This window comes from Pontibacterium sinense (assembly GCF_015209595.1).
Lineage (GTDB): Bacteria > Pseudomonadota > Gammaproteobacteria > Pseudomonadales > Balneatricaceae > Pontibacterium > Pontibacterium sinense.
In genome coordinates this window covers 1-21,087 of sequence record NZ_JADEYS010000026.1, presented here as the reverse complement: position 1 = coordinate 21,087, position 21,087 = coordinate 1, and the positions used below count along the sequence as shown (strand labels likewise).

At 51.9% G+C, this 21,087-nt stretch carries 17 protein-coding genes; 13 read left to right on the top strand and 4 right to left on the bottom strand.

The window, feature by feature from the left end; translation table 11 throughout:
- Positions 1–185: 185 nt before the first annotated feature.
- A complete protein-coding gene (paaK, locus tag IOQ59_RS19055; RefSeq protein ID WP_193955063.1) occupies positions 186–1,484 on the bottom strand; it encodes a phenylacetate--CoA ligase PaaK in 1,299 nt (432 codons plus the stop codon).
- A gap of 138 nt (positions 1,485–1,622) precedes the next feature.
- Positions 1,623–2,831 carry a 3-oxoadipyl-CoA thiolase gene (gene pcaF / locus IOQ59_RS19050; protein ID WP_193955062.1) on the bottom strand — a complete coding sequence of 403 codons (1,209 nt, stop codon included), beginning with the start codon at positions 2,829–2,831 and terminating at the stop codon, positions 1,623–1,625.
- Between the two features lie 557 nt (positions 2,832–3,388).
- On the opposite strand from pcaF, the gene IOQ59_RS19045 reads away from it, so the two are divergent.
- The 3 genes from IOQ59_RS19045 to IOQ59_RS19035 all read left to right on the top strand — a co-directional run bounded on the left by IOQ59_RS19045 (position 3,389) and on the right by IOQ59_RS19035 (position 5,101).
- Positions 3,389–3,757 (top strand): SpoIIAA family protein, encoded by a 369-nt coding sequence (locus IOQ59_RS19045; protein WP_193955061.1) that lies wholly within the window; start codon positions 3,389–3,391, stop codon positions 3,755–3,757.
- Between the two features lie 91 nt (positions 3,758–3,848).
- Positions 3,849–4,490, top strand: coding sequence for an esterase/lipase family protein (locus IOQ59_RS19040; protein WP_193955060.1), 642 nt, complete (start codon positions 3,849–3,851; stop codon positions 4,488–4,490).
- Between the two features lie 74 nt (positions 4,491–4,564).
- Positions 4,565–5,101 carry a nucleoside 2-deoxyribosyltransferase gene (locus IOQ59_RS19035; protein WP_193955059.1) on the top strand — a complete coding sequence of 179 codons (537 nt, stop codon included), beginning with the start codon at positions 4,565–4,567 and terminating at the stop codon, positions 5,099–5,101.
- A gap of 9 nt (positions 5,102–5,110) precedes the next feature.
- Here the strand turns inward: IOQ59_RS19035 and IOQ59_RS19030 are convergent, their stop codons facing one another.
- Both IOQ59_RS19030 and IOQ59_RS19025 read right to left on the bottom strand, forming a co-directional pair.
- Positions 5,111–6,568, bottom strand: a complete 1,458-nt coding sequence (locus tag IOQ59_RS19030; RefSeq protein WP_193955058.1) for a hypothetical protein — start codon at positions 6,566–6,568, stop codon at positions 5,111–5,113.
- Positions 6,569–6,702: 134 nt separating this feature from the next.
- Positions 6,703–8,199 (bottom strand): aldehyde dehydrogenase family protein, encoded by a 1,497-nt coding sequence (locus IOQ59_RS19025; protein ID WP_193955057.1) that lies wholly within the window; start codon positions 8,197–8,199, stop codon positions 6,703–6,705.
- 425 nt (positions 8,200–8,624) lie between these two features.
- Here IOQ59_RS19025 and peaA point away from each other — a divergent pair, with 425 nt between their 5' ends.
- From peaA to qhpG, 10 genes are all read left to right on the top strand, one after another.
- Positions 8,625–10,226 carry a quinohemoprotein amine dehydrogenase subunit alpha gene (gene peaA / locus IOQ59_RS19020; protein ID WP_228051026.1) on the top strand — a complete coding sequence of 534 codons (1,602 nt, stop codon included), beginning with the start codon at positions 8,625–8,627 and terminating at the stop codon, positions 10,224–10,226.
- Positions 10,227–10,279: 53 nt separating this feature from the next.
- A complete protein-coding gene (peaB, locus tag IOQ59_RS19015) occupies positions 10,280–11,740 on the top strand; it encodes a quinohemoprotein amine dehydrogenase maturation protein (RefSeq protein WP_193955056.1) in 1,461 nt (486 codons plus the stop codon).
- 1 nt (position 11,741) lies between these two features.
- Positions 11,742–12,068: a quinohemoprotein amine dehydrogenase subunit gamma gene (gene qhpC / locus IOQ59_RS19010; protein WP_193955055.1), complete on the top strand. Its 327-nt coding sequence runs from the start codon at positions 11,742–11,744 to the stop codon at positions 12,066–12,068.
- Positions 12,069–12,086: 18 nt separating this feature from the next.
- Positions 12,087–13,238 (top strand): quinohemoprotein amine dehydrogenase subunit beta, encoded by a 1,152-nt coding sequence (peaD, locus tag IOQ59_RS19005; RefSeq protein WP_193955054.1) that lies wholly within the window; start codon positions 12,087–12,089, stop codon positions 13,236–13,238.
- Between the two features lie 312 nt (positions 13,239–13,550).
- Positions 13,551–14,879 carry an alginate export family protein gene (locus tag IOQ59_RS19000; protein WP_193955053.1) on the top strand — a complete coding sequence of 443 codons (1,329 nt, stop codon included), beginning with the start codon at positions 13,551–13,553 and terminating at the stop codon, positions 14,877–14,879.
- A gap of 63 nt (positions 14,880–14,942) precedes the next feature.
- Positions 14,943–15,095, top strand: a complete 153-nt coding sequence (locus tag IOQ59_RS18995; RefSeq protein WP_193955052.1) for a hypothetical protein — start codon at positions 14,943–14,945, stop codon at positions 15,093–15,095.
- Between the two features lie 75 nt (positions 15,096–15,170).
- Positions 15,171–17,099 carry a sigma-54-dependent Fis family transcriptional regulator gene (locus tag IOQ59_RS21490; protein ID WP_193955051.1) on the top strand — a complete coding sequence of 643 codons (1,929 nt, stop codon included), beginning with the start codon at positions 15,171–15,173 and terminating at the stop codon, positions 17,097–17,099.
- Positions 17,100–17,222: 123 nt separating this feature from the next.
- Positions 17,223–18,950: an ABC transporter ATP-binding protein gene (locus tag IOQ59_RS18985; protein WP_193955050.1), complete on the top strand. Its 1,728-nt coding sequence runs from the start codon at positions 17,223–17,225 to the stop codon at positions 18,948–18,950.
- Position 18,951: 1 nt separating this feature from the next.
- A complete protein-coding gene (qhpE, locus tag IOQ59_RS18980) occupies positions 18,952–19,659 on the top strand; it encodes a subtilisin-like serine protease QhpE (protein WP_193955049.1) in 708 nt (235 codons plus the stop codon).
- Entirely contained in the window at positions 19,652–20,983 is a 1,332-nt protein-coding gene (qhpG, locus tag IOQ59_RS18975) for a flavin-dependent monooxygenase QhpG (protein WP_193955048.1), read from the top strand. Before qhpE ends, qhpG begins: the two co-directional genes overlap by 8 nt.
- The last annotated feature ends 104 nt before the right edge of the window (positions 20,984–21,087 follow it).

The following is a 21,087-nucleotide window of genomic DNA, read 5'->3' as shown; positions in this document are numbered from 1 at the left end:
CGCGATTAATTATTATGAGTTAAAACTTAGTGACACAAATGGTCGCTCAGTTCTTTCTTATAATGTATCACAATATCTTGATCAGACCACAATCAGATCGCCTTTGTTCGCGTCTGTTTTGCGGATCTGTACAACTTATTACAAAGGCCCCGCCTTAAAAGGGCGGGCACCTGTCTGACAGCAGCTTAGCGGTTATCAAATACGCGCTTTGCTTTACCTTCAGAGCGAGGAATTGAACCGAGAGGTACAATGTCCACGCGTGTGCTGATACCCACCACAGATTTGATGTGATGCTGCAGCTCTTTGATCGCCTGATCCTGATTCGCTGACTGTGCTTCCGGAGCTAGCTCCACCTTCACCTGTACTTTGTCCAGGTTGCCGTCTTTGGTCACCACGATCTCGTAGTGCGGAGCCAGTGCAGCGATCTTCAGAATCTGTTCTTCGATCTGCGTTGGGAAGACGTTTACACCACGGATGATCATCATGTCATCGGAACGGCCGGTGATCTTATCGATACGACGCATCGGACGTGCGGTACCCGGCAACAGGCGGGTCAGGTCTCGGGTGCGGTAACGGATGATCGGCAGCGCTTCTTTGGTCAGAGAGGTGAACACCAGCTCGCCGTATTCGCCGTCTGGCAGCACTTCGCCAGTATTTGGATCGATAATTTCAGGGTAGAAGTGATCTTCCCAAATAGTTGGGCCATCTTTAGTTTCGATGCATTCCATCGCCACACCCGGACCCATCACTTCAGACAGACCGTAGATGTCGACTGCATCAATGCCCAGACGGGTTTCGATGTTCTTACGCATCTCATCGGTCCAAGGCTCTGCACCAAAGATGCCCAGACGTAGTGCGGTATCACGCGGATCCAGACCCTGACGCTCCATCTCATCGATCAGGTTCAGCATGTATGACGGGGTCACCATGATGATGTCCGGATCGAAATCACGCATCAGCTGAACCTGTTTCTCGGTCTGACCGCCAGACATCGGAATAACCGTACAACCCAGACGCTCAGCACCGTAGTGCGCACCCATACCACCGGTAAACAGACCGTAACCGTAAGAGATGTGAACTTTATCGCCGTAGTGACCGCCTGCCGCACGGATAGAGCGCGCCACGACATCAGCCCAGGTATCAATATCATTTTGGGTGTAACCCACAACCGTTGGTTTACCGGTGGTGCCGGAAGAGGCGTGGACACGTACCACTTCGTTCATCGGCACTGCAAATGAATCGAACGGATACGCGTCGCGCAGGTACGCTTTGGTGGTAAACGGGAACAGCTTCAGGTCGTCCAGTGTTTTCAGGTCAAACGGGTGGACGCCTTTATCGTCGCACAGGCGTTTGTAGGCCGGTACGTTGTTATAAGCGTGAGCGATACTCCACTGCATACGTCCCAGCTGCAGATCGCGCAGCTCATCGATGCTAGCGGTTTCAATCGGGTCGAGCGCGCCGCGTAATGGTTGATCGTATTGCATAATTATTATTGTCCTGTCTAATTGACCGTTGTTATGTCAGAGCGTTTTTCAGAACAACTGCCTCTACTTGGGCAGTTAAAAAAAGGGGATGTTTCGGGACACCCCCGGAAGGCATTAGATAACGCCTTATAAAACTGCTTAAACGCGCTCGATGATGATCGCGATACCCTGGCCGACACCAATACACATGGTGCACAGGGCATAACGACCACCGGTACGATGTAGCTGATACATCGCGGTTGTGACCAGACGTGCGCCACTGGCACCCAGTGGGTGGCCCAGAGAGATTGCACCGCCATTCGGGTTCACGTTTTCCGCATCATCCGGCAAACCCAGATCACGCATGACCGCCAAACCCTGAGAAGCAAAGGCTTCGTTCAGTTCGATGACATCCATCTGATCCAGTGTCAGACCGGCTTTCTCCAGCACTTTCTTGGATGCAGGCGCAGGACCAAAGCCCATGATGCGTGGTTCAAGGCCGGCAGTGGCCATTGCCACCACACGGGCTTTCGGGGTCAGGCCATTTTTCTCTGCTGCTTCTTTAGACGCGATCAGCAGGGCGCAGGCACCGTCGTTAACACCGGACGCGTTACCCGCAGTCACAGAACCGCCTTCACGGAACGGAGCACGCAGCTTGCCCAAACCTTCTAATGTCGTAGAAGCGCGAGGGTGCTCATCGGTATCAACGATAACGTCATCGCCTTTACGCTGAGGAATCACCACCGGGCAGATCTCTTCGTTGAACAGGCCTGCTTCCATTGCTGCTGCGGTTTTCTGCTGGCTGCGGAAGGCGAACAGGTCCTGATCTTCACGGGAGATATTGAAATCTTCAGCCACGTTCTCAGCCGTTTCCGGCATGGAATCCACGCCGAATTCCGCTTTCATCTTTTTGTTGATGAAACGCCAGCCGATGGTGGTGTCGTAGAGACCGTTTGGATTTCGGCTAAACGCGGATTCCGCTTTACCCATGACAAACGGGGCACGGGACATGGATTCACAGCCACCGGCGATCATCAGGTCGGTTTCACCGGACTTGATGGCACGTGCGGCCATGCCGATCGCATCCATACCGGAGCCACACAAACGGTTAATGGTTGTCCCAGGAACAGAGGTAGGCAGACCGGCCAACAGCGTAGACATACGCGCAACGTTACGGTTGTCTTCACCCGCCTGGTTGGCGTTGCCGTAGATCACATCGTCTACGGAAGACCAATCGACATTCGGGTTACGATCCATCAGTGCTTTCAGGGGCACGGCGCCCAGATCATCAGGACGTACCGGGGCTAGACCGCCGCCATAACGACCGAAAGGGGTGCGGATCGCATCGCAGATATAGGCATCTGTCATTGTAGTTACCTCTCCTCATTAATTAGATGTAAGAGTGGTGCATTCCATTTATATGCTCAGGAATTCACCAACGAAGTGTTTCAGCCCTACAACCGATCCCTGAAAACGATGGCTATCAACTAGAGTCTGAAAACGTTAAGTCCATCCATGTAACGCGCTGCTCACACTAGAAAGCGATACACATATAGGCACTTCGATCCTTAACTTTGTGAAATATTACACTATTCGTGATCATGATCAATATTTTGTATCACAATAAATTCGTCTTTTTTCCGGTTAATTGAGTGCACAACTAATGGGCATATCCAACATAAATAAAAACTAACCTTTTGTTTTAAAGCGAGAAATTATTTATTTGTCCTTAAGCCTCCACGCGTTTTCTGTCATAGGTGCGGTAAATTTAATGTGAGGGCGATACGACGATCTGACCAGCAAGGTGCCGGAAAACAACAAAAATCAACGAAAATTATGGCAACGCATCTGCATCGATTTTTTCAGTTTCCGGTGATAAATCCGCCATACTAAAAGCTAGCCGCACCTATCATAGGGGGATGACCATGTTAAAGCTGATCGATACCGGTATAGAGAACACCGTAGGATTTAGCATTGACGGAAAAATCACCAAAGAGGATATGTCGCTTGTGCTCAGCGCAGTAAAAGAGAAGGGCGAACAGCACTCACACCTCTTTCTATACGAAGAAATAGAAAGTATTGGAGGGCTGGAATTTCGTGCGATGCTTGAGAAGCTCTCTTTTTTGTGGGAAACAGGTTTTTCTAACATCCGCAAAATAGCAATCGTATCCGACAAACGATGGGTTCATACGGTGGTCGATATCGAAGACAGGATCTTCCGCGGTATTCAAATGAAGAGCTTTGATCAGCATGAGAAACCGGCCGCTCTGGCCTTTCTGCACCAACGTACGTAAAGAGCATCATCTCAGGCGAATATAAAAATCAGTTGATCAGTAGGCAGATTCATTGTCTACCAATATCAGAGGCAGGATAAAGGGACCTATTATGCCGAAAGAGTGTGTGATTTTGCTCCATGGCTTAGCCCGTACCAGCCGCTCCATGCGAACATTGGAGTCGGCGTTAATTAGTGCTGGTTTTGGAGTCACCAATCAAAGCTATGCCTCAACCTCCTATCCAATCGAGCAACTGGCAAACCGTGCGATCAATTCTGCGTTAGCCCATTGCCCGGATAATACCCGTATACATTTTGTCACCCATTCCATGGGAGGGATTTTGGTGCGTCACTATCTCAAGTCTCACGGGTTACCCAATCTTGGGCGGGTGGTGATGCTCGGTCCGCCGAATCAGGGCAGTGAGATCGTAGATGTTCTTGGCAGGATGCCGGGGTTTGCGTTGATCAATGGTCCCGCAGGTCTGCAGCTGGGCACGGATAAAAGCAGTGTGCCCGTTCAATTAGGTCAGGTTGACTTCGAATGTGGAGTCATAGCGGGAACGCGCACGATTAATTTGTTCCTTTCAACGCTGATATCTGGTCAGAACGATGGCAAAGTATCAGTGGAAAATACCAAAGTAGAAGGAATGAAAGATCATATCGTGCTGCCTGTGACACACCCGTTTATGATGATTAATCCTAACGTTATCAATCAGGTTATCGAATTCCTGATCCATGGTAGATTTAATCGATAGCTTAGAGGGCATCCACATATGGGCCCGTTACCGCCTCATGAACGGAAAATTCGATTGGAAATGCAGGTAATCGTATGACACGTAAAAACATCTATCTAGCAGGGCCTGACGTTTTTTGGCCAAACGCCAAAGAGGCGGGTGCCGCTAAAGTTGCACTCTGTGAGGCGTATGGATTTAACGGGCATTTCCCATTGGATACCGAACTGGATCTTACTGATCTAGCACCCTATGAAGCCGGGCTGGCAATTTATCGCGCCAATATAGGGTTAATGGATAACGCCGACCTGATCGTCGCGAATATGACACCGTTCCGTGGTCCCAGTATGGATGTCGGTACAGCATTTGAGATCGGTTATATGACCGCCCAAAAGAAACCCGTTTGGGGATACACGCTGGATGGCCGTCTCTATAGCGACAGGGTTGATCAGATACAGAAAGGCCAAGATGCTCAGGGGGATCAGGTAGAACAGTTCGAGATGGCCGATAATCTGATGATGATCGGCGCGATTGATCGTTCCGGTGGGCAATTACATTGCGAGGACGCGGCATTCTCTCTTGAAGATCATCTAAGAATTTTTCGTGCTCTTCTAGAAAAGATGTCTGATCAATAAACAGAGCGATTAGCTAAATGCACCACCCATCCATTCGTTGATGTTCTGGCCTTCGTTACTGTCTGGCATATTCTCGCCCATCAATAGTCGCGAACACGCCGCGAGATAGGGTGTTCGCCATTGGGGTGATATCCATTCAACCGTTTCCAGTACGGCGGCACCATATTTGAAGTCATGGGCTTTGTTGGATTTAGAGAGCAGCCAGCTGTTCAGTTGCTGCTTTAGCGTCCACCAGCCATCATTGAGTGGATATCGCCGCAACAGGTCCCGTGCTTCAATATGATCAGTCCCTATAGCGTTACCTAATTGATCCAGCTGATTTGCTAATGATGCGGAATTGGGTGGCGCTGCTTTGAGGTCCAGAATATCAAAATTATTCCATGCGCTGCCCGGCCGCTGCTGCTTCATTTGCACGACATAGCTAAGGGCCTGCAACGGAATTACCCGTCTCATGGTTGTGTTGGTGGTCCGCTGCCATAAGCTATAAAGAGCATGCGACACAGTGATACAGTGCAGCATCGGTATATTCGGGCGATTCATAACGGCGTCTGCTGCGGCAAGGAATACGGCGTCCCAGACGCATTGCATCGGTAGCCCTTGCTGCAACCGTTCAGCCGCTAGCTCGCTGCTGGATCTTGCATCCAGCTGACGCACTTTTTTCAGCAAACGTTGGGTATCTTTTTCTGGAGCGAGAGGTAAAAAGGCCGAGCCGGGAATTTTATGGGCTAAACGCAAGTTTTCAGGGTAATCCTTTTCCCACCAGCCTTTTTCCTTATCGGCTGTTACATTGCCATCAGCGAGCAAGGCATACGTTACACCGCGCAAAATCGTTTCACTGCCATCCCAACCACTGTATTCCAAACAGCGTACTACACCGCTCAGCAATATGGCTTTGTGGCCGATGGAGTGAAAATCCTTAACAGCCCATTCCAGCATCAGCTCAAACGCGGCGTACATACTGCCGGAGCGCGCCATGCGTGTAATGGCCTGATCGGCTTGCTGCCACTGTTTCGTCTGCATTGATCGCGTAAAAAGGTCTGGGGCCTGTCCAATGAGGGGGAGTTGTGCGTTGGCGTCTTCCAGTGTCCAGCCAGATATCCGCAAACTACGTGCCTGACTGTGTTTGAAATAATCGACGTTCCAAAGGATAGGTATCCAGCTGGCGATCCCCTCGGCTTGCAACGATAAACGTCGTGCGGCATCTACCATCAGCACAGCATGGTATTTAAAGCCAACCGGGCGAGGCTCGATATGAGATACACCAGCACTGAGCAGTGCTTTGATCAACGCTGGTTTACGGATACTTCCATTACGAATCTGCTGCACAACATCTGCCGTTAACGTACTACGCGGCGTATGTATCAACGCAGAAACCAGATCTGCCTGCTGTGATGTGGCGCTTACGTTGGGAAAACAGGCCCAGAAGGGCGTGGATAGTAGACCGGTGACCAGTGTGCGACGTTTCATTATGTGCTCCCTCTGCTCTTGATTGCAGCTTAGACGTAAATTTGGTGAAGGGATGGGGAGCATGCTGTGAGAGGAGACTGCTGATCGCTATTGATGTCAGCAGTCTCCGGCGGGGCGTAACTATGGGGAAAGAATTAGAGGTTAATCACGACAGACTTCATTTCAGTGTAATGCTCAATGACTTCACGCCCCATTTCACGGCCAAGACCGGATTGCTTAAATCCGCCAAATGGCAGGGAAGGGTCCAGCGCCGTATGGCAGTTCACCCAGACCGATCCCGATTTGATCCTTGGGATCATACGGTGAACTTCGGACAGGTTGTTGGACCAGATACTTGCCCCCAGACCGTACTGGCTGTCGTTGGCGATACGGATCGCTTCATCCATGTCATCGAACGGCATCGCTACCAGTACCGGGCCAAATATTTCTTCTCGTGTCACCAGAGACTGCTGATCTACATCGACCAAAACGGTTGGTTTTACGTAGTAGCCTTCGCCGTCGTATGCGGTGCCGCCAACCGTGGCACGTGCACCTGCGGCGATGCCCTGGTCAATATACCCCTGCACCCGTTGTTGCTGGCGTGCGGAGACCATCGGTCCCATTTGGGCGTTTGCATCCAGACCATGCCCTAACGGCAGGCTGGCCGCGATGTCGCTGACATCCGCCACAACACGATCAAAGTGTTTCTTGTGAACATATAGACGGGAGCCTGCGCAGCAGACCTGCCCGTGGTTAAAGAAGATCGCATTTGCCGCACCTTGCGCAGCTACGGTCAGGTCCGCATCAGGCATGACAATCGTTGGCGACTTACCACCCAGTTCAAGCGTTACACGGGTCATGGAATCCATTGCGGCTTTACCGATCAGCTTGCCGACCTCGGTAGAACCGGTGAACGTTAGCTTATCGACGTCAGGGTGGGCGGAGAGCGCTGCGCCCGCTTCATGACCGATACCTGTGACGATGTTCACGACACCCGCCGGATAACCTGTTTCCTGAATCAGTTCACCCAACTTCAGTACCGACAACGGTGTTTCTTCAGCGGGCTTCAGTACCACCGTACAGCCGGTTGCCAGTGCCGGACCCAGCTTCCAGCATGCCAAGAGGAGTGGAAAGTTCCAGGCGACAATGGCCCCCACCACGCCCACCGCTTCACGCATGGTGCACGCAAATACTTCAGCGCCGGGCATAAATGGCAGACTCGGCGTTACGGTCTGGCCTTCAATTTTCGTCGCCCAACCCGCCATATACCGCAGGAAATCGACCGCTAAACGAATATCGACGCCTTGAGCAATCGCCTTACTTTTACCGTTATCGATAGATTCAATTTCACCGAGCAGTTCTGAATTTTGTTCAATCAGATCCGCCAGACGCCACAACAGACGTTCGCGATCGCCGGGTTTCATTCGACTCCAGTCAGAGTCATCAAATGCCTGACGTGCCGCTGCCACCGCCAGATCAATATCCGTTTTATCGCCGGATGGCACCTGTGTAATCACTTTCCCGGTTGCAGGGTTATAGACATCAATGGTGCGGCCCGAACGTGCTGCTGATCGCTCAGCGCCGATGAACAGCTTGTGATCCCGTGAAATAAAAGCAGTTGTTTCTGCCATCGCTGCATCAGTTTCAATCATGGATAAACCTTCTTGTTTTTGTTTTGGCAATGTCTCAGCAATAGCGCAAACGGTGTGCCATTTAGTAAAAATATATTTAACGCATTGTATTTATTGGTTTTTTTGTGATTTTTAGATTCAGTGGCGTCTGATTTTAAGTGTCACATTCTGAGACAGGGTGTCAAAAAACGAGTCAATTCCACGTTTAAGCACTGTGCAGGCGAGGTGTCGCCGCAGTGTCTCAATTTTCGACAGAGTGTCGCGTTATGGAACAGTGTGCAGTGCGATACGGGTATACCCCAAACCCCGTGTTTTATGGGTAACTGATTGTAATTAAAAGACATTTATTTTTTGGCACGCGCTTCGCTACGTGAGAGGACAGGTTAGATACACCGTTATCCCGTCCATGTGGGTACCGGACAACAAAAACAAAAGGAGGTCTGGCCTTGAACACAATAATAAAAAGCCCGTTAGCGTTGGCGATTACCGCCGCCCTAACGACCACTGCGTTACCTGCGATTGCGCAAGACGAAGCGGTAAAGATCGTGCAGAGCAAGTGTCTCGCTTGCCACACCGAGGAGAGCAGCAAAGCACCTCAGTGGAGCCGAATCAGTCATCAGCGTAAAACGCCGGAAGGGTGGTTGATGACGATTGGGCGTATGCAGATGATGCACGGTTTACAGATCAGCGATGATGAGCGTTCCGCCGTTGTTAAATATCTGGCAGACCGTCAAGGTTTGGCGCCGGAAGAAACCACGGACTACCGCTACGCCATGGAGCGCCGGTTAGACACCATGGAAGTCTTTGACGACAGCCAGCTTGAGGAGATGTGTGCACGCTGTCATTCCGGTGCACGGGTTGGCCTGCAACGTCGACCGGCGGCGGAGTGGGAGCATCTGGTGCATTTCCATCTGGGGCAGTGGCCGTCAACTGAATATCAGGCGCTGGCACGTGACCGCGATTGGTTCCCGATAGCGCTGAATGAAATGGTGCCTAAGCTCGCCAAGATGTTCCCGATGGACAACGACAACTGGAAACAGTGGCAGGCAGCTACAAAACCAAACTTCGTTGGCGAATGGAGCTTTGCCGTACATCAGCCAGGTCGTGGTGATGGCAGGGGTGTGATGAAAGTCGAGCAGCAGGAGGCTGATCGTTACAGCGTGACAGTCGAGGGGCAGTGGGCCGATGGAACACCCCTGAAAGGTTTTGGTTCCGCCATCGTCTACACCGGCTTTGAATGGCGCGCCCAGATTGATCTTGGCGGCGTGCAGATGCGTCAGGTACTGGCTGCGAGCAAAGATGGTATGAACCTGAGTGGACGTGTTTTTGAAACGGTACATGACGAACGTGGTATGGAGTTCTCCGCTGCAAAAGCAACCACCGGAAATAGCCAGATTATTGCGGTGTATCCACAAAACCTGAAAGCCGGCGAATCAACTGAAGTCACTATTGTCGGCAGTGGCCTGAAAGGACGCGTTTCGCTGGGTAAAGGTGTCAGCGTAGAGAAAGTGCTTAACCGCACCTACAACAGTGTGACGGTGCTGGCAAAAGCAGCAAAAGGCGCAACAACATCGGCTAACGGTGTCTCTGTAGGCGCTGTGAATGGCGGTCAGTTTGCGGTCTACGACAAAGTCGATCAGGTCAAAGTTATGCCAGCCTTTACGATTGCGCGTGTCGGTGGCAACGGCGGTAGTACACCAAAAGTGCAGGCACGTTTTGAGGCAGAGGCCTGGGGTGCGGGTGCTGATGGAAAAGCCGGAACTGAAGATGATATCCGTATCGGTTATTTGCCTGCCAGCTGGCATGTAGAGCCGTTCGATGAAGCGGCTAAAGCCGATAACGATGTGCACTTTGCCGGCCGTATGAATGCAGCCAGCGGTGTATTCACGCCGGGTAATGCAGGTCCTAACCCTGAGCGCCGCATGTCGACCAATAATGCGGGCAACCTGAAAGTGGTTGCTCAGGTTCAAGACGGTGATCAGACCCTGACCGGTGATGGCCAGCTGATCGTTACGGTTCAACGTTGGAATGATGCTCCGCTGCCATAAAGCGCAGGACTTCATGATTTGACGTTTAACCGAGGTATGACGAGGAGGTTGCCATGAATAACCAAGTACAGGCCGCTGCAATAAATCTTGTAGAACAGAACCTGCATCTGGTGCAGGTCAGTGATCGGCGTTTGATGTTCCATATTCCGACCAGTTCTCTGTTTGAGCTGGACGGAATCACCGCAGAAGTGATCGATACGCTGCGCGGTGGACAGAACAGTGCTGAACGCTGGACACGCCCAGAACTAATGCAGCATCTGAGTGGTAGCTTTAATGCTGAACAGATTGCAGAAACCGTGCACGAACTGATGGCGCTGGAGGTAATCAGCGACGGTTCTCCCCTGACCGAAGAGATCGCCGTTAAGACAGTCGATCAGTTCCCACTCAATACGCTGGTGCTGAACGTAAACACCGGCTGCAATCTGAGCTGCAGCTACTGCTATAAGGAAGATCTGGATAAACCCTCTGCGGGAAAGAAAATGGAGCTGGATACGGCGATTCAATCCATCGAAATGATGCTGGATGAATCACCGGACGAACCTCTTTACAACATCGTGTTTTTTGGTGGAGAACCCCTGAGTAACTTGCCACTGATCAAATCAGTAGTGGCATGGTGCGAAAGTGAATTTCCGGCACGGGGTAAGCGGGTGGAATACACCATGACTACCAATGCCACCTTGTTGAATGAAGAGATCGTTGCCTGGCTGGCCAAGTACAACTTTGGCCTCTCGGTGAGTATGGATGGCCCCAAAGCGGTACATGACAAAAACCGTATCACTGTGGGTGGGCAGGGCACATACGATGTGGTGAGCAAGAAGGCCAAAATGTTGCTCTCGGGCTACATTCGCCGCCCGATTGGTGCCCGTGTCACGCTGACGCGCGGTACCACGGATGTGATTGGCATCTGGGATCACTTGTTCAATGAGCTGGGGTTCGCTGAAGTGGGCTTTGCGCCGGTGACATCCGGTGACGTTTCACACTTCAATCTGCCTGAGGATGAGCTTAAGCAGGTCTTCGACAACATGAAGGCACTGGGTGAGCAGTATCTGGAAGCAGCACTGGAACACCGCAATATTGGCTTCTCCAACCTACATCAACTGATTACCGACCTGCACGAAGGCCACAAAAAAGCGCTGCCTTGTGGTGCTGGCCTGAAGATGCTGGCGGTGGATCATCAAGGTGAACTCAACCTCTGTCATCGCTTCACCGGCTCCGATCTACAGACCTTCGGGGATGTTAAGAACGGAGTGGATCACGCCCAGTTGGGAGACTTTCTATCCGAACGGCTCGACCGCACCAATACCGGTTGTGCGTCCTGTCGGATTCGTAACCTCTGCTCCGGCGGTTGTTACCACGAAAGCCACGCCCGCTACGGTGATGCGACCCGTCCTACCTACCACTATTGCGATCTGATGAAGGATTGGGTGGATTTCGGCATCGATGTGTACGCCCGCATCATGGCTGAGAATCCTGACTTCATCGATCACTACATTTTGCCTCGGAGGGCAAGCTGAGATGAAACATCTTAAAGCGATAAATAACAAAGCACAGCTGCTGGACAAAGCCGTTGTAGAAGATCAGGTGGAAGAGGTCGTTGCGATGCAGTCACTGGCGGGCTGTGCGGCAACCACCGATCCGGGTTGGGAGATTGATGCCTTTGGTTCTGTCACTTCACTGTGTCAGCCAATGGAATCCGATCTGTACGGTTGTGCGGATCCATGTTGGTGGCCTGCTCAGGTACCGGACATGATGAACACCCATCAAAACTGGAACGACGATGCGCAGGATTCCGGCGAAGGCTGGCGCAATCTGGGCACCGTATTCCCATCAGATAAGAAGTAACCAGCACAGGATAGAGCGATGAATAACAAAAACAATCTGCGCAAAACCCTGCGTAACCTGATGGTCGGTGCCGGTATTCTGGGCACCACTATGATGGGTAGCACAACATTTGCCAACGAAGCCGATATGTCGGGTCCTGCACTAAAAAAAGGTCAGGAGTACATGGTGGTTGCGAACTATCCCAACCAGATCCATGTTCTGGACCTGCGGACGGACAGTCTTCTCAAAACCTGTAAGGTGCCGGGTGCCTATGGTCCGGGTGTGCTGCAGGTCGCACCAGACAAAAAAACCGTCTACATGCTGACCAATCACTATGAAGATGTGTATGGCATCAACGTGGACGACTGCAGTGTGCAATTCCACACAACGTTCTCGAAGCAGAACACGCGTACCAAATCCTTGTTCTCTATGGCCTTGAGCCCGGACGGCAAAGAGCTGTACGTGATGCACAATCCAACCCAAATGAATAAAGACCACTATCGTGTTCAGGACACCTATCTGGCGGTGTACAACACAGCAGATGGGAAAGGTGCAAAACCTGTCCGTACGTTTCCGGCACCGCGTCAGGTCACAGTTATGGCCACCGGCAAGGATGGCGGCTTATATATGGCGGGCGCGGACATCTACAAAATGGATGTAAACACCGGCAAGTACGATGTTGCACTGCCAAGTCGCAATTGGGACCGTCCGTTGTACGTTCAACCCGATGTATTGAATGCGTGGCCGATCCAGACGCCAAGTAAAGACTTCACCATTCTGTATACCACCGCACGCTTTCAGGATGAAAAGCAGGATCTTGCGACCGCTGATTGGATCTACGGTTACCTGAACATTGATCTGGAAACAGGTGAAACGGAAACCACTGATTTCGGCCCGATTACAGAGATCTACTTTACAGGTATGAGATCCCCCAAAGACCCGAACCTCGTCTTTGGCGTATTGAACCGCCTGGCTAAGTACGACGTGAAGCAGAAGAAGCTGATCAAAGCGGCTGAACTGGATCACTCATATTACTGCATCGCGATGAATCACGATGGCAGTAAGGTCTATCTCGGCGGCACCTATGATGATGTGGCGATCTATGACGCTGACTCAATGGAAAAACTGGGCAACATCAAACTGCCGGGTGGAGATATGGCGATCTCTACGTCGCAGGTATTCATTCGTTAACCATTGGATGGCCGGTGGTTCCGGTCATCTGTTGGCGAATCAAGTAACTGCGTCAAAGCGTAATGAGCAACGGCCGAGCAAGGCAAGCTTCAACGAACAAGCGGAGCTTACACCCAGTAAGTGAGTATTGAGAGATGAAGCTTAACGCAGCACGGGCAAGCGCAATAGCTTTGCCGTAGTTACGTCTCCGGGTAGCAAATCCCAAGCCGTTACCGGCCTTTAAGCCCTCACGGGGAATCTTTCCCCGGGGGCTCTTTTTACCCGAAAAACGCCAAAAGAATTATAAAAAGTGTTCGTTTACGGAGAGAAATAATGATAACAACATTTCGTAACTCATTGACTGCTGTGGCTTTATCCGCATGCTTTGCGCAAAATTTGTTGGCGGCAGTCATTTCTGAAGAAAACGGTAAAACGATTTCCTTTAACGTCGAAGCGATGGCAGCGGCCATGTCGCTGGATGAGAACTACACAGGAACACCCGGCAAGAAAACGTGGCAGGAAGGCTACATAAAGGGCGATCTGGTCGGCTCCAATTTGCTGGATAACGGCAGCACACTGTATGGCGGTTTAGGTCTTATCGCACTGGGTACCCGTGGAGATGGGGATGGCCTGGGTTTGACCACCGGTGATGAAAGTGAGATTGATGTCGAAAACGCCTATCTCGGCTGGCAGTCCGCCAATAACCTCATTGATCTTTCCGTGGGTCGCCAGATGTTCACATTGGGTGATGGTTTTCTGATTGCGGGCGATGCCATCAGCCCGGGTGAGGGGTTTGATTCCTTCTCCAACGGCAGTTTGGATCGCGGTGGCGCGTATTATCTCGCAGGCCGTAAGAGTTTTTCGAATACCGCTGTTCTGAAAGTGGACCCGGAAGGCCCACTGCGCGGCGATCTGTTCTGGCTGAAATCCGATAACCAGTATCAACAGAACACTGAGCTGACCGGTCTGAATCTGGAATATGTCAATGAAGAGATGGGCACCGTCGGACTGACCTATATGAAAGCCACCGACGTGGATGTGGGCGCTGGCTTAGCGTTGTTCAATAACCGTGATGGTATGGACATCGTGAGTGTTCGTGGTCAGGGCAGTATGGGTGTTGAAAACCTGTTCCTGTCTTTCGAATACGTGTCAGAAACTGGTGGTGATCAGGTCGAAAAAGATGCGAACGCCTGGTACGTGGAAGGGGGCTGGACCTTTGCTGATCTGCCTTGGACACCAAACCTGAACTACCGCCACGCAGAGTTCTCGGGTGACGATAGCTCCACGGCGGACGATGAAACTTTTGATCCGCTGTTCTTCGGATTTACCCGTGGCTTCGGTACGTGGTTCCAGGGAGAGGTTGCTTCCAACTACGGTGGCCCCTTTAACAGTGGAAACGATCTGGATCGCTTGGAGTTAACGTTGACACCACGTGAAGATCTGACCATCGGATTGCAATACTGGGACTTTGATAAGACTGATGATGCTGCCGATAACGCCGCAACGGAAATTGATCTGTATGCATTGTGGAGCATCAACGACAACTGGGTGTTCAGCCCGATGGTCGGACTCTATGAGCCTAAAGGCAGTGCCAACAAAGCGGCTCAGGGAAATGACAGCGACAACCTGTATGTGCAGGCAGTGATGATGTATTTCTTCTAACACCATTTTCATTAGGGAGCGCTGGTTCACAAAATTCGTTGCTACAACGGCTCGTGGTGACGAATGCATCGTCGACTTCGTGAACTGATGAATGAACATAACGAGCAACACCCCTTCGCCATGGATGGCACGGGCGGTCTGATTGACGGGTTGTGCGTCAGACCGTCCACCCCCTGGTCGCTAAAAGCGCTGATAGGGCTGGAAGATGCGGATTAGGTTATCTGCTAGTATTTTTGAACGAATTTTTGATCAACCACAATTCCAGACAATAACAATAAGGTGGAGTGGGCAATGGCGATCAATACCGAACCCCATAACCTGTTACGTGCAGACGTAACACGGCAGTTGTTACTTCAACGCAGCTTGCCACACGGCCAGCTGCGTGAATCGATAGAAGCTTCCTGGCTGCGCAGCCTGGACGCAGGTCTGGATTGTCAGACGCAACTAGAGGCTGATAGTTTCAGCCAATCAGATGTGCGCGATTTGCACGAAAGCAACAAACTACTGCTTGACTGTGCCGCACCTGAAGTTGAGCTGCTCACACGTCAATACTCGGCAGAAAATGCCCTGGTCATGCTGGCTGACTGTGATGCCCGCATATTGGCTGTAAAGGGCAACAGCGATGTCCTGGATAATGCTGCACGTCATGCACTGAACCCCGGCGTGTGCTGGTCAGAGAGCAGTCGTGGTACCAACGCGCTGGGCACCGCACTGGTCGATGGTCGTGCCGTTAAGATCGAAGGCAGTGAACACTTTCTCGATCGCTTAACTCAATTCAGTTGCACCTCTGCACCCATCTTTGGCCCGAACGGAAACACCCTTGGTGTATTGGATCTGACCAGCGAACGTGGTCGTGTTCAACAACCGCTTGAAGTGGTGCAGATGGCGGCACGTTCGATTGAGAATCGATTATTTTCCGCCAGTTTTAAAGACCATGCCGTTATTGCCATCCATAGCCGACAGCAGTACCTCAGCTCGGTATGGCAGGGGTTGATTGCGGTCGATCCTGATGGCGATCTGTTAGGCGCCAATCAACAAGCTCATCAGTTATTGAACATTCAGGACGGTATGCTTAAGAAGCATTCGCTGGATGAGATGTTAGGCATCAGCGCCAGCCAATTACTCGGTCAGCTGATGCAAGGCAAAACCTACACACTACAAACACGCATGGGCGCGCTTTATTGCTGTTTAATCCAGTTACCTAAGCCCCGTATCAGCCTGCCGTTTGCCACCGAACAACGCATTAAACGCTTTGGTGAAGAAAAACGCCCCGGGCTAGCAGAAGTCGCAGGTAACAATCCGCGCCTGAGCCGTAGCTTAAAAATGGCATTAAAAGGCATGGCGCACGATCTGCCGGTACTACTGAACGGCGAAACAGGCACCGGTAAAGAGGTGGTGGCGCGCGCACTACATGACGCGGGAGCCCGATCAAACAAGCCCTTTATCGCAGTCAATTGCGCAGCTATCCCGGAAGGCCTGATTGAGTCTGAACTCTTTGGTTACCGAGAGGGGGCGTTTACCGGTTCCCGGCGCGGCGGTATGGTCGGACGCTTCCAACAAGCTGATGGCGGCACGCTGTTCCTTGACGAAATCGGTGATATGCCGCTGGCGTTACAAGCCCGCTTGTTGCGAGTCTTACAGGAGCGTCGAGTGGCACCGCTGGGCGGTGGCGAAGAGGTCTCGTTGGATATTCGCCTGATCTGTGCCACCCACCGTGATATGCGCACGTTAGTCGCGGAAGGGAGCTTCCGTGAAGACCTGTTTTACCGTCTTAACGGTGTAGGCGTAAAACTGCCAGCACTGCGTGAACGCACAGATCTTCCTGAGTTTCTGACCAAATTGTTAGCGTCTGTGCAGAACCACATGATCGGTACACATACGACGATCACCATCGACAGCAACTTAATGGATCGATTTTCACACTACAGCTGGCCCGGAAACATCCGTCAGATGGAAACGGTACTGCGTGCTTCACTGGCATTTATGGATGAAGACGAGACCCTCATCACCGAAGCGCACCTGACCGATGATTTTCTAGACCAACTATTACTGGAGGCCGATGGGCAGGGCTGCGGCGGTATTCTTAAGCAGAGTGAGCACCAAACGATCCGCAAAGCGCTGGATGAGCACGGAGGCCATATCAGCGCGACCGCTAAAGCCCTGGGGATCAGCAGGGCAACACTTTATCGCCGATTGCAGGAGCTAGAACAGGAGGGATAAATTAATCCCTCCTGCTTGTTACAACCCGTTACATTTTTGCACATACTTACCCAATGCCCGCTGTTACATCACGTTACAGTGATTTGAGATGTTCGTATTGATCACACTGAGTACTACTGACTTATGATTAAATGGCTGGCCCGTGCAGTTGAAACCACCGACCCGAATGCCCTGGAACAGGCGTTTCGCTGGTTGTTTGGCTTTGTTCGTCCGCAACGGCGTGCGATTGCACAGGTATTGGGGTTGTCGTTACTGGCATCTATGCTGGTGTTGATGCAGCCGTGGCTGACTAAAACGCTAATTGACGATGGTCTGATCGCAAAAGACTACGGCACCCTGGTACAAGTCGCTATCGCGATGATCGGTGTTGGTATCTTTGGTACCGCACTGTCTGGGATAAACCGTTACCTGCATACCAAACTCTCTGCCCGCATTTTGTTTAGCCTGCGCGATGATGTGTATGGCCACTTGCAGAAACTCTCACCGACATTTTTCGCGCAGCGACGCATTGGAGACATTCTCTCCCGACTAGACGGTGACGTGGCTCAAATTCAACGTTTTGCCGTGGACTCCCTGTTTTCGGCCGTATCCAGCATCATTGGTCTGATCGGTGCCATTGTTCTGATGGTGACACTGTCATGGCAGCTATCGCTCATCGTCGCGCTGCTGATCCCTTTGGAAATTCTGTGGTTGCGCTGGATGCGCAGAAAAGTCGAAGTCCGCACTCGCAGGCTGCGTGAACGTTCCGCAGATCTATCATCATTTCTGGTCGAAACCTTGCCAGCCATGAAGTTCATCCAGTCTGTCGGGCAAGAGAAAAAAGAAGCCAATCGGCTGAGCGGGCTGAACGAACATTATCTGAGCGATCTGCTCAAACTGCAGGTTACTGAGTTCTTCACACAGGCAGTTCCGGGCACCTTAACCTCATTGTCGCGGGCAGGAGCGTTTCTGATCGGCGGCTATTGGGTCATCGAAGGCCAATGGCAGCTAGGCGCCCTGATCGCATTCTCGACGTATCTGGGGATGGCGGTGGGGCCAGTGCAAAGCTTGTTGGGCTTATACGTCGCCATACAGCGGATGACCGTGAGTTTGGGGCGTGTCATGGAATTGCGTCGGGAGCCGGTGCTGGTGACCAATACTCAAACGCAGGCTGACTTCCCCTCAAGCGGTGGCGCGCTGCATTTAGACAGTGTGACCTTCGCGCATGGTAGCGGTCAACGCAGTGTCACTGTACTGAATAGCGCGACCGTTGATATTGAAGCGGGAAGCAAGGTGGCGTTAACCGGGCCGTCGGGTGCTGGCAAGTCGACCCTGATCGATCTACTGCAGCGGCATTATGATCCTGATACAGGTTCTATCTCGCTCGACGGAGTTGATATTAAAACCTGCCCAGTAAGTGAGCTACGTCGTCGTATTGCTGTTGTCAGTCAGGAGATCGTACTGTTTAGGGGCAGTGTGGCGGACAACATTCGTTATGCCGCGCCTAATGCTACCGATGAGCAGGTTAAGGTCGCTGTGATTCAAGCGCAGCTATGGGACATGATTGAACAGATGCCGCAGGGGCTGGATACCCCATTGGGCGAGCGCGGACAACAGCTTTCTGGTGGGCAACGTCAGCGTATCGCAATCGCTCGTGCGTTGTTGCAACAGCCCACGGTCTTGGTATTGGACGAAGCGACTTCTGCTGTCGATGAAGAGACCGAGCGAGAGATCATTGGTGCCGTCGATACACTTTTTGCAGACCGAACGCGCATTCTGATCAGTCATCGCGCTTCAACACTACGTGATGTAGACCAGCGGTTTGAGCTCTCAGAAGGACAGCTTCGTAGTGTCACACTGGAGGCGCAATAACATGGCCGCGATCAATGTAGGGGTCGTTGACAGTGGCTTCTTGCCCCGTCAGACACACTATATTCAGGACTCAGCGGCCTTTATCGTGCAGGATGATTCGTTGTGGCAGGATCAGGCGACTGAAGATCAGTTGGCACATGGCACTAAGATATGTGACGTCATTCATCGTATATCACCCAGTTCAAATATCCTTTTAGCTCAAGTGTTTAGGGAACGTTTTACAACCACTGCGTTACAAGTTTCAGCTGCGATCCGCTGGCTAACGAAGCAAAAAGTTGACGTGATTAATCTAAGCCTGGGCTTACGGACAGATCGCCTGCAACTGCGTGAAGCGGTTGCTGACGCTATCGCCGCTGGCATCCTGATCTGCGCCTCATCACCGGCAAAAGGTGAGCCGGTATATCCATCAGCGTATCCCGGTGTATTACGTACTACAGGAGATGCACGCTGCACGATGGATGAATGGTCCATGCTGAATACCCAATATGCAGATATTGGCGCGCACGTGCGCTGTTTGGAAGGTAGCATTTCCGGGGCTAGTATTGGCACGGCATATGTGGCGGGACATATCGCAAAGTTTATGTCTGATCATCCTCATGCTGGTCGAAAAGAACTCGGACATTACCTAAAAAATAACGCCAGTTACTTTGGTGCAGAACGTCGCGGACCTGACGAAGTCTGGACAGATGAGGGCAGTCACCATGCATAAACCCATCATTGTTCTGGGTGCTGGCCCAGCGGGCGGTGCGGTCGCACTCGGTTTGATTCGCTTAGGGTATTCCGTCACCGTAATTGGGCAAGCTCGACCCTTTGATGCGGTCGAAGGCATCTCAGAGCGAGTCGTGGAGGGTCTCCGCGGTGCAGGCTTTCATCGGGCGTTAACGGCGATTCGCACGCCCTCAGCCCGTAATGCCACCTGGAACGGTGAAAGTAATAGCGCGAATACTGAACGTCTGATCAGCCGTCGTATGTTAGATGCGGGCATCTGGCAGGATTTACAGGATGCCGGTGCGAAATGTGTTGAGGGTCGGGTAACAGGTGTCGAACAGGATGACACCACCCTTAACGTCACGTACCAGACCGATACGGCACCAAACACCACGCAGACAATACAAGGGGCGTTTCTCGTTGAAGCCCGTGGCCGTGCGGCACCCTCAGCACGTCTTAAGCGATTCCGAGGTGCCGAAACCGTATCGTTGCTGCAATATTGGCAAGGTCCGGCAGCAGAGGCGCAATCTGCGGCGGTGAGTTTTGAAGATGGCTGGGCATGGATGGCGATGACTGAAGAGGGCAAACGTTACCTTCAGCTCACCTTTGATGTTGCTACCGCGAATTTACCCCCCAAAGCAGAGCTGGCTCAATTCTGTACGCAACGATTGTTAACCATTCCGCAGGCCGCACCGTTTATGGCGAACGCGGAACCTATCGGTGATCCGCATGCCCGTACCAGTACACCGATTCTTTGCGAAGAAGCGGTGGGCGATCGCTGGATTAGGGTTGGCGATGCGGCAATGGCCGTTGATCCACTCTCAGGTAACGGTATTTTTCAGGCCATGTCTTCGGCGCTACAAGCCCCGGCGGTCATCAATACGTTGCTGAAATATCCGGAGCGGATAGCATTAGCCAAAGCCTTTCACCAATCCCGTGTTAATGCCTTGTTTTACCGTTTTGCCCGCATAGGGCGGGACTTTTACCAGATGGAAACACAATGGAATGAGCGCCCGTTCTGGGAGTCTCGTCACCATTGGCCCGACGATATCCCGATGCATATTGCGACCACGTTTGATGAGTTTGAAGTTAAAACCATGCCGGTGGTTCAGGAAGGAGAGATTATTGCGGCAGACGTTGTGGTCACCCCTGATCAACCGCTGGGTATCTGGCACCTGGGGGGTATTGAGCTGGCCCCAGTCGTGCTTGCGGTGAAACAGAGAAAAGAAAGGCAGGCACTTGAATCTTGCTTAAGTGACTTAGCGCTTGCGCCCTCCCAACGTGCAGCTGTGATCAACTGGCTGCAAGGCATGGGGCTAAGGTAATTACGCTACGGACTTTCAGCTCATCACCATTAATCCACGTAGCCTTTGTAGGTTGGGACGAGCGAAGCAGATTCCCAACACTACCTATCTCGATAAACGTCTGA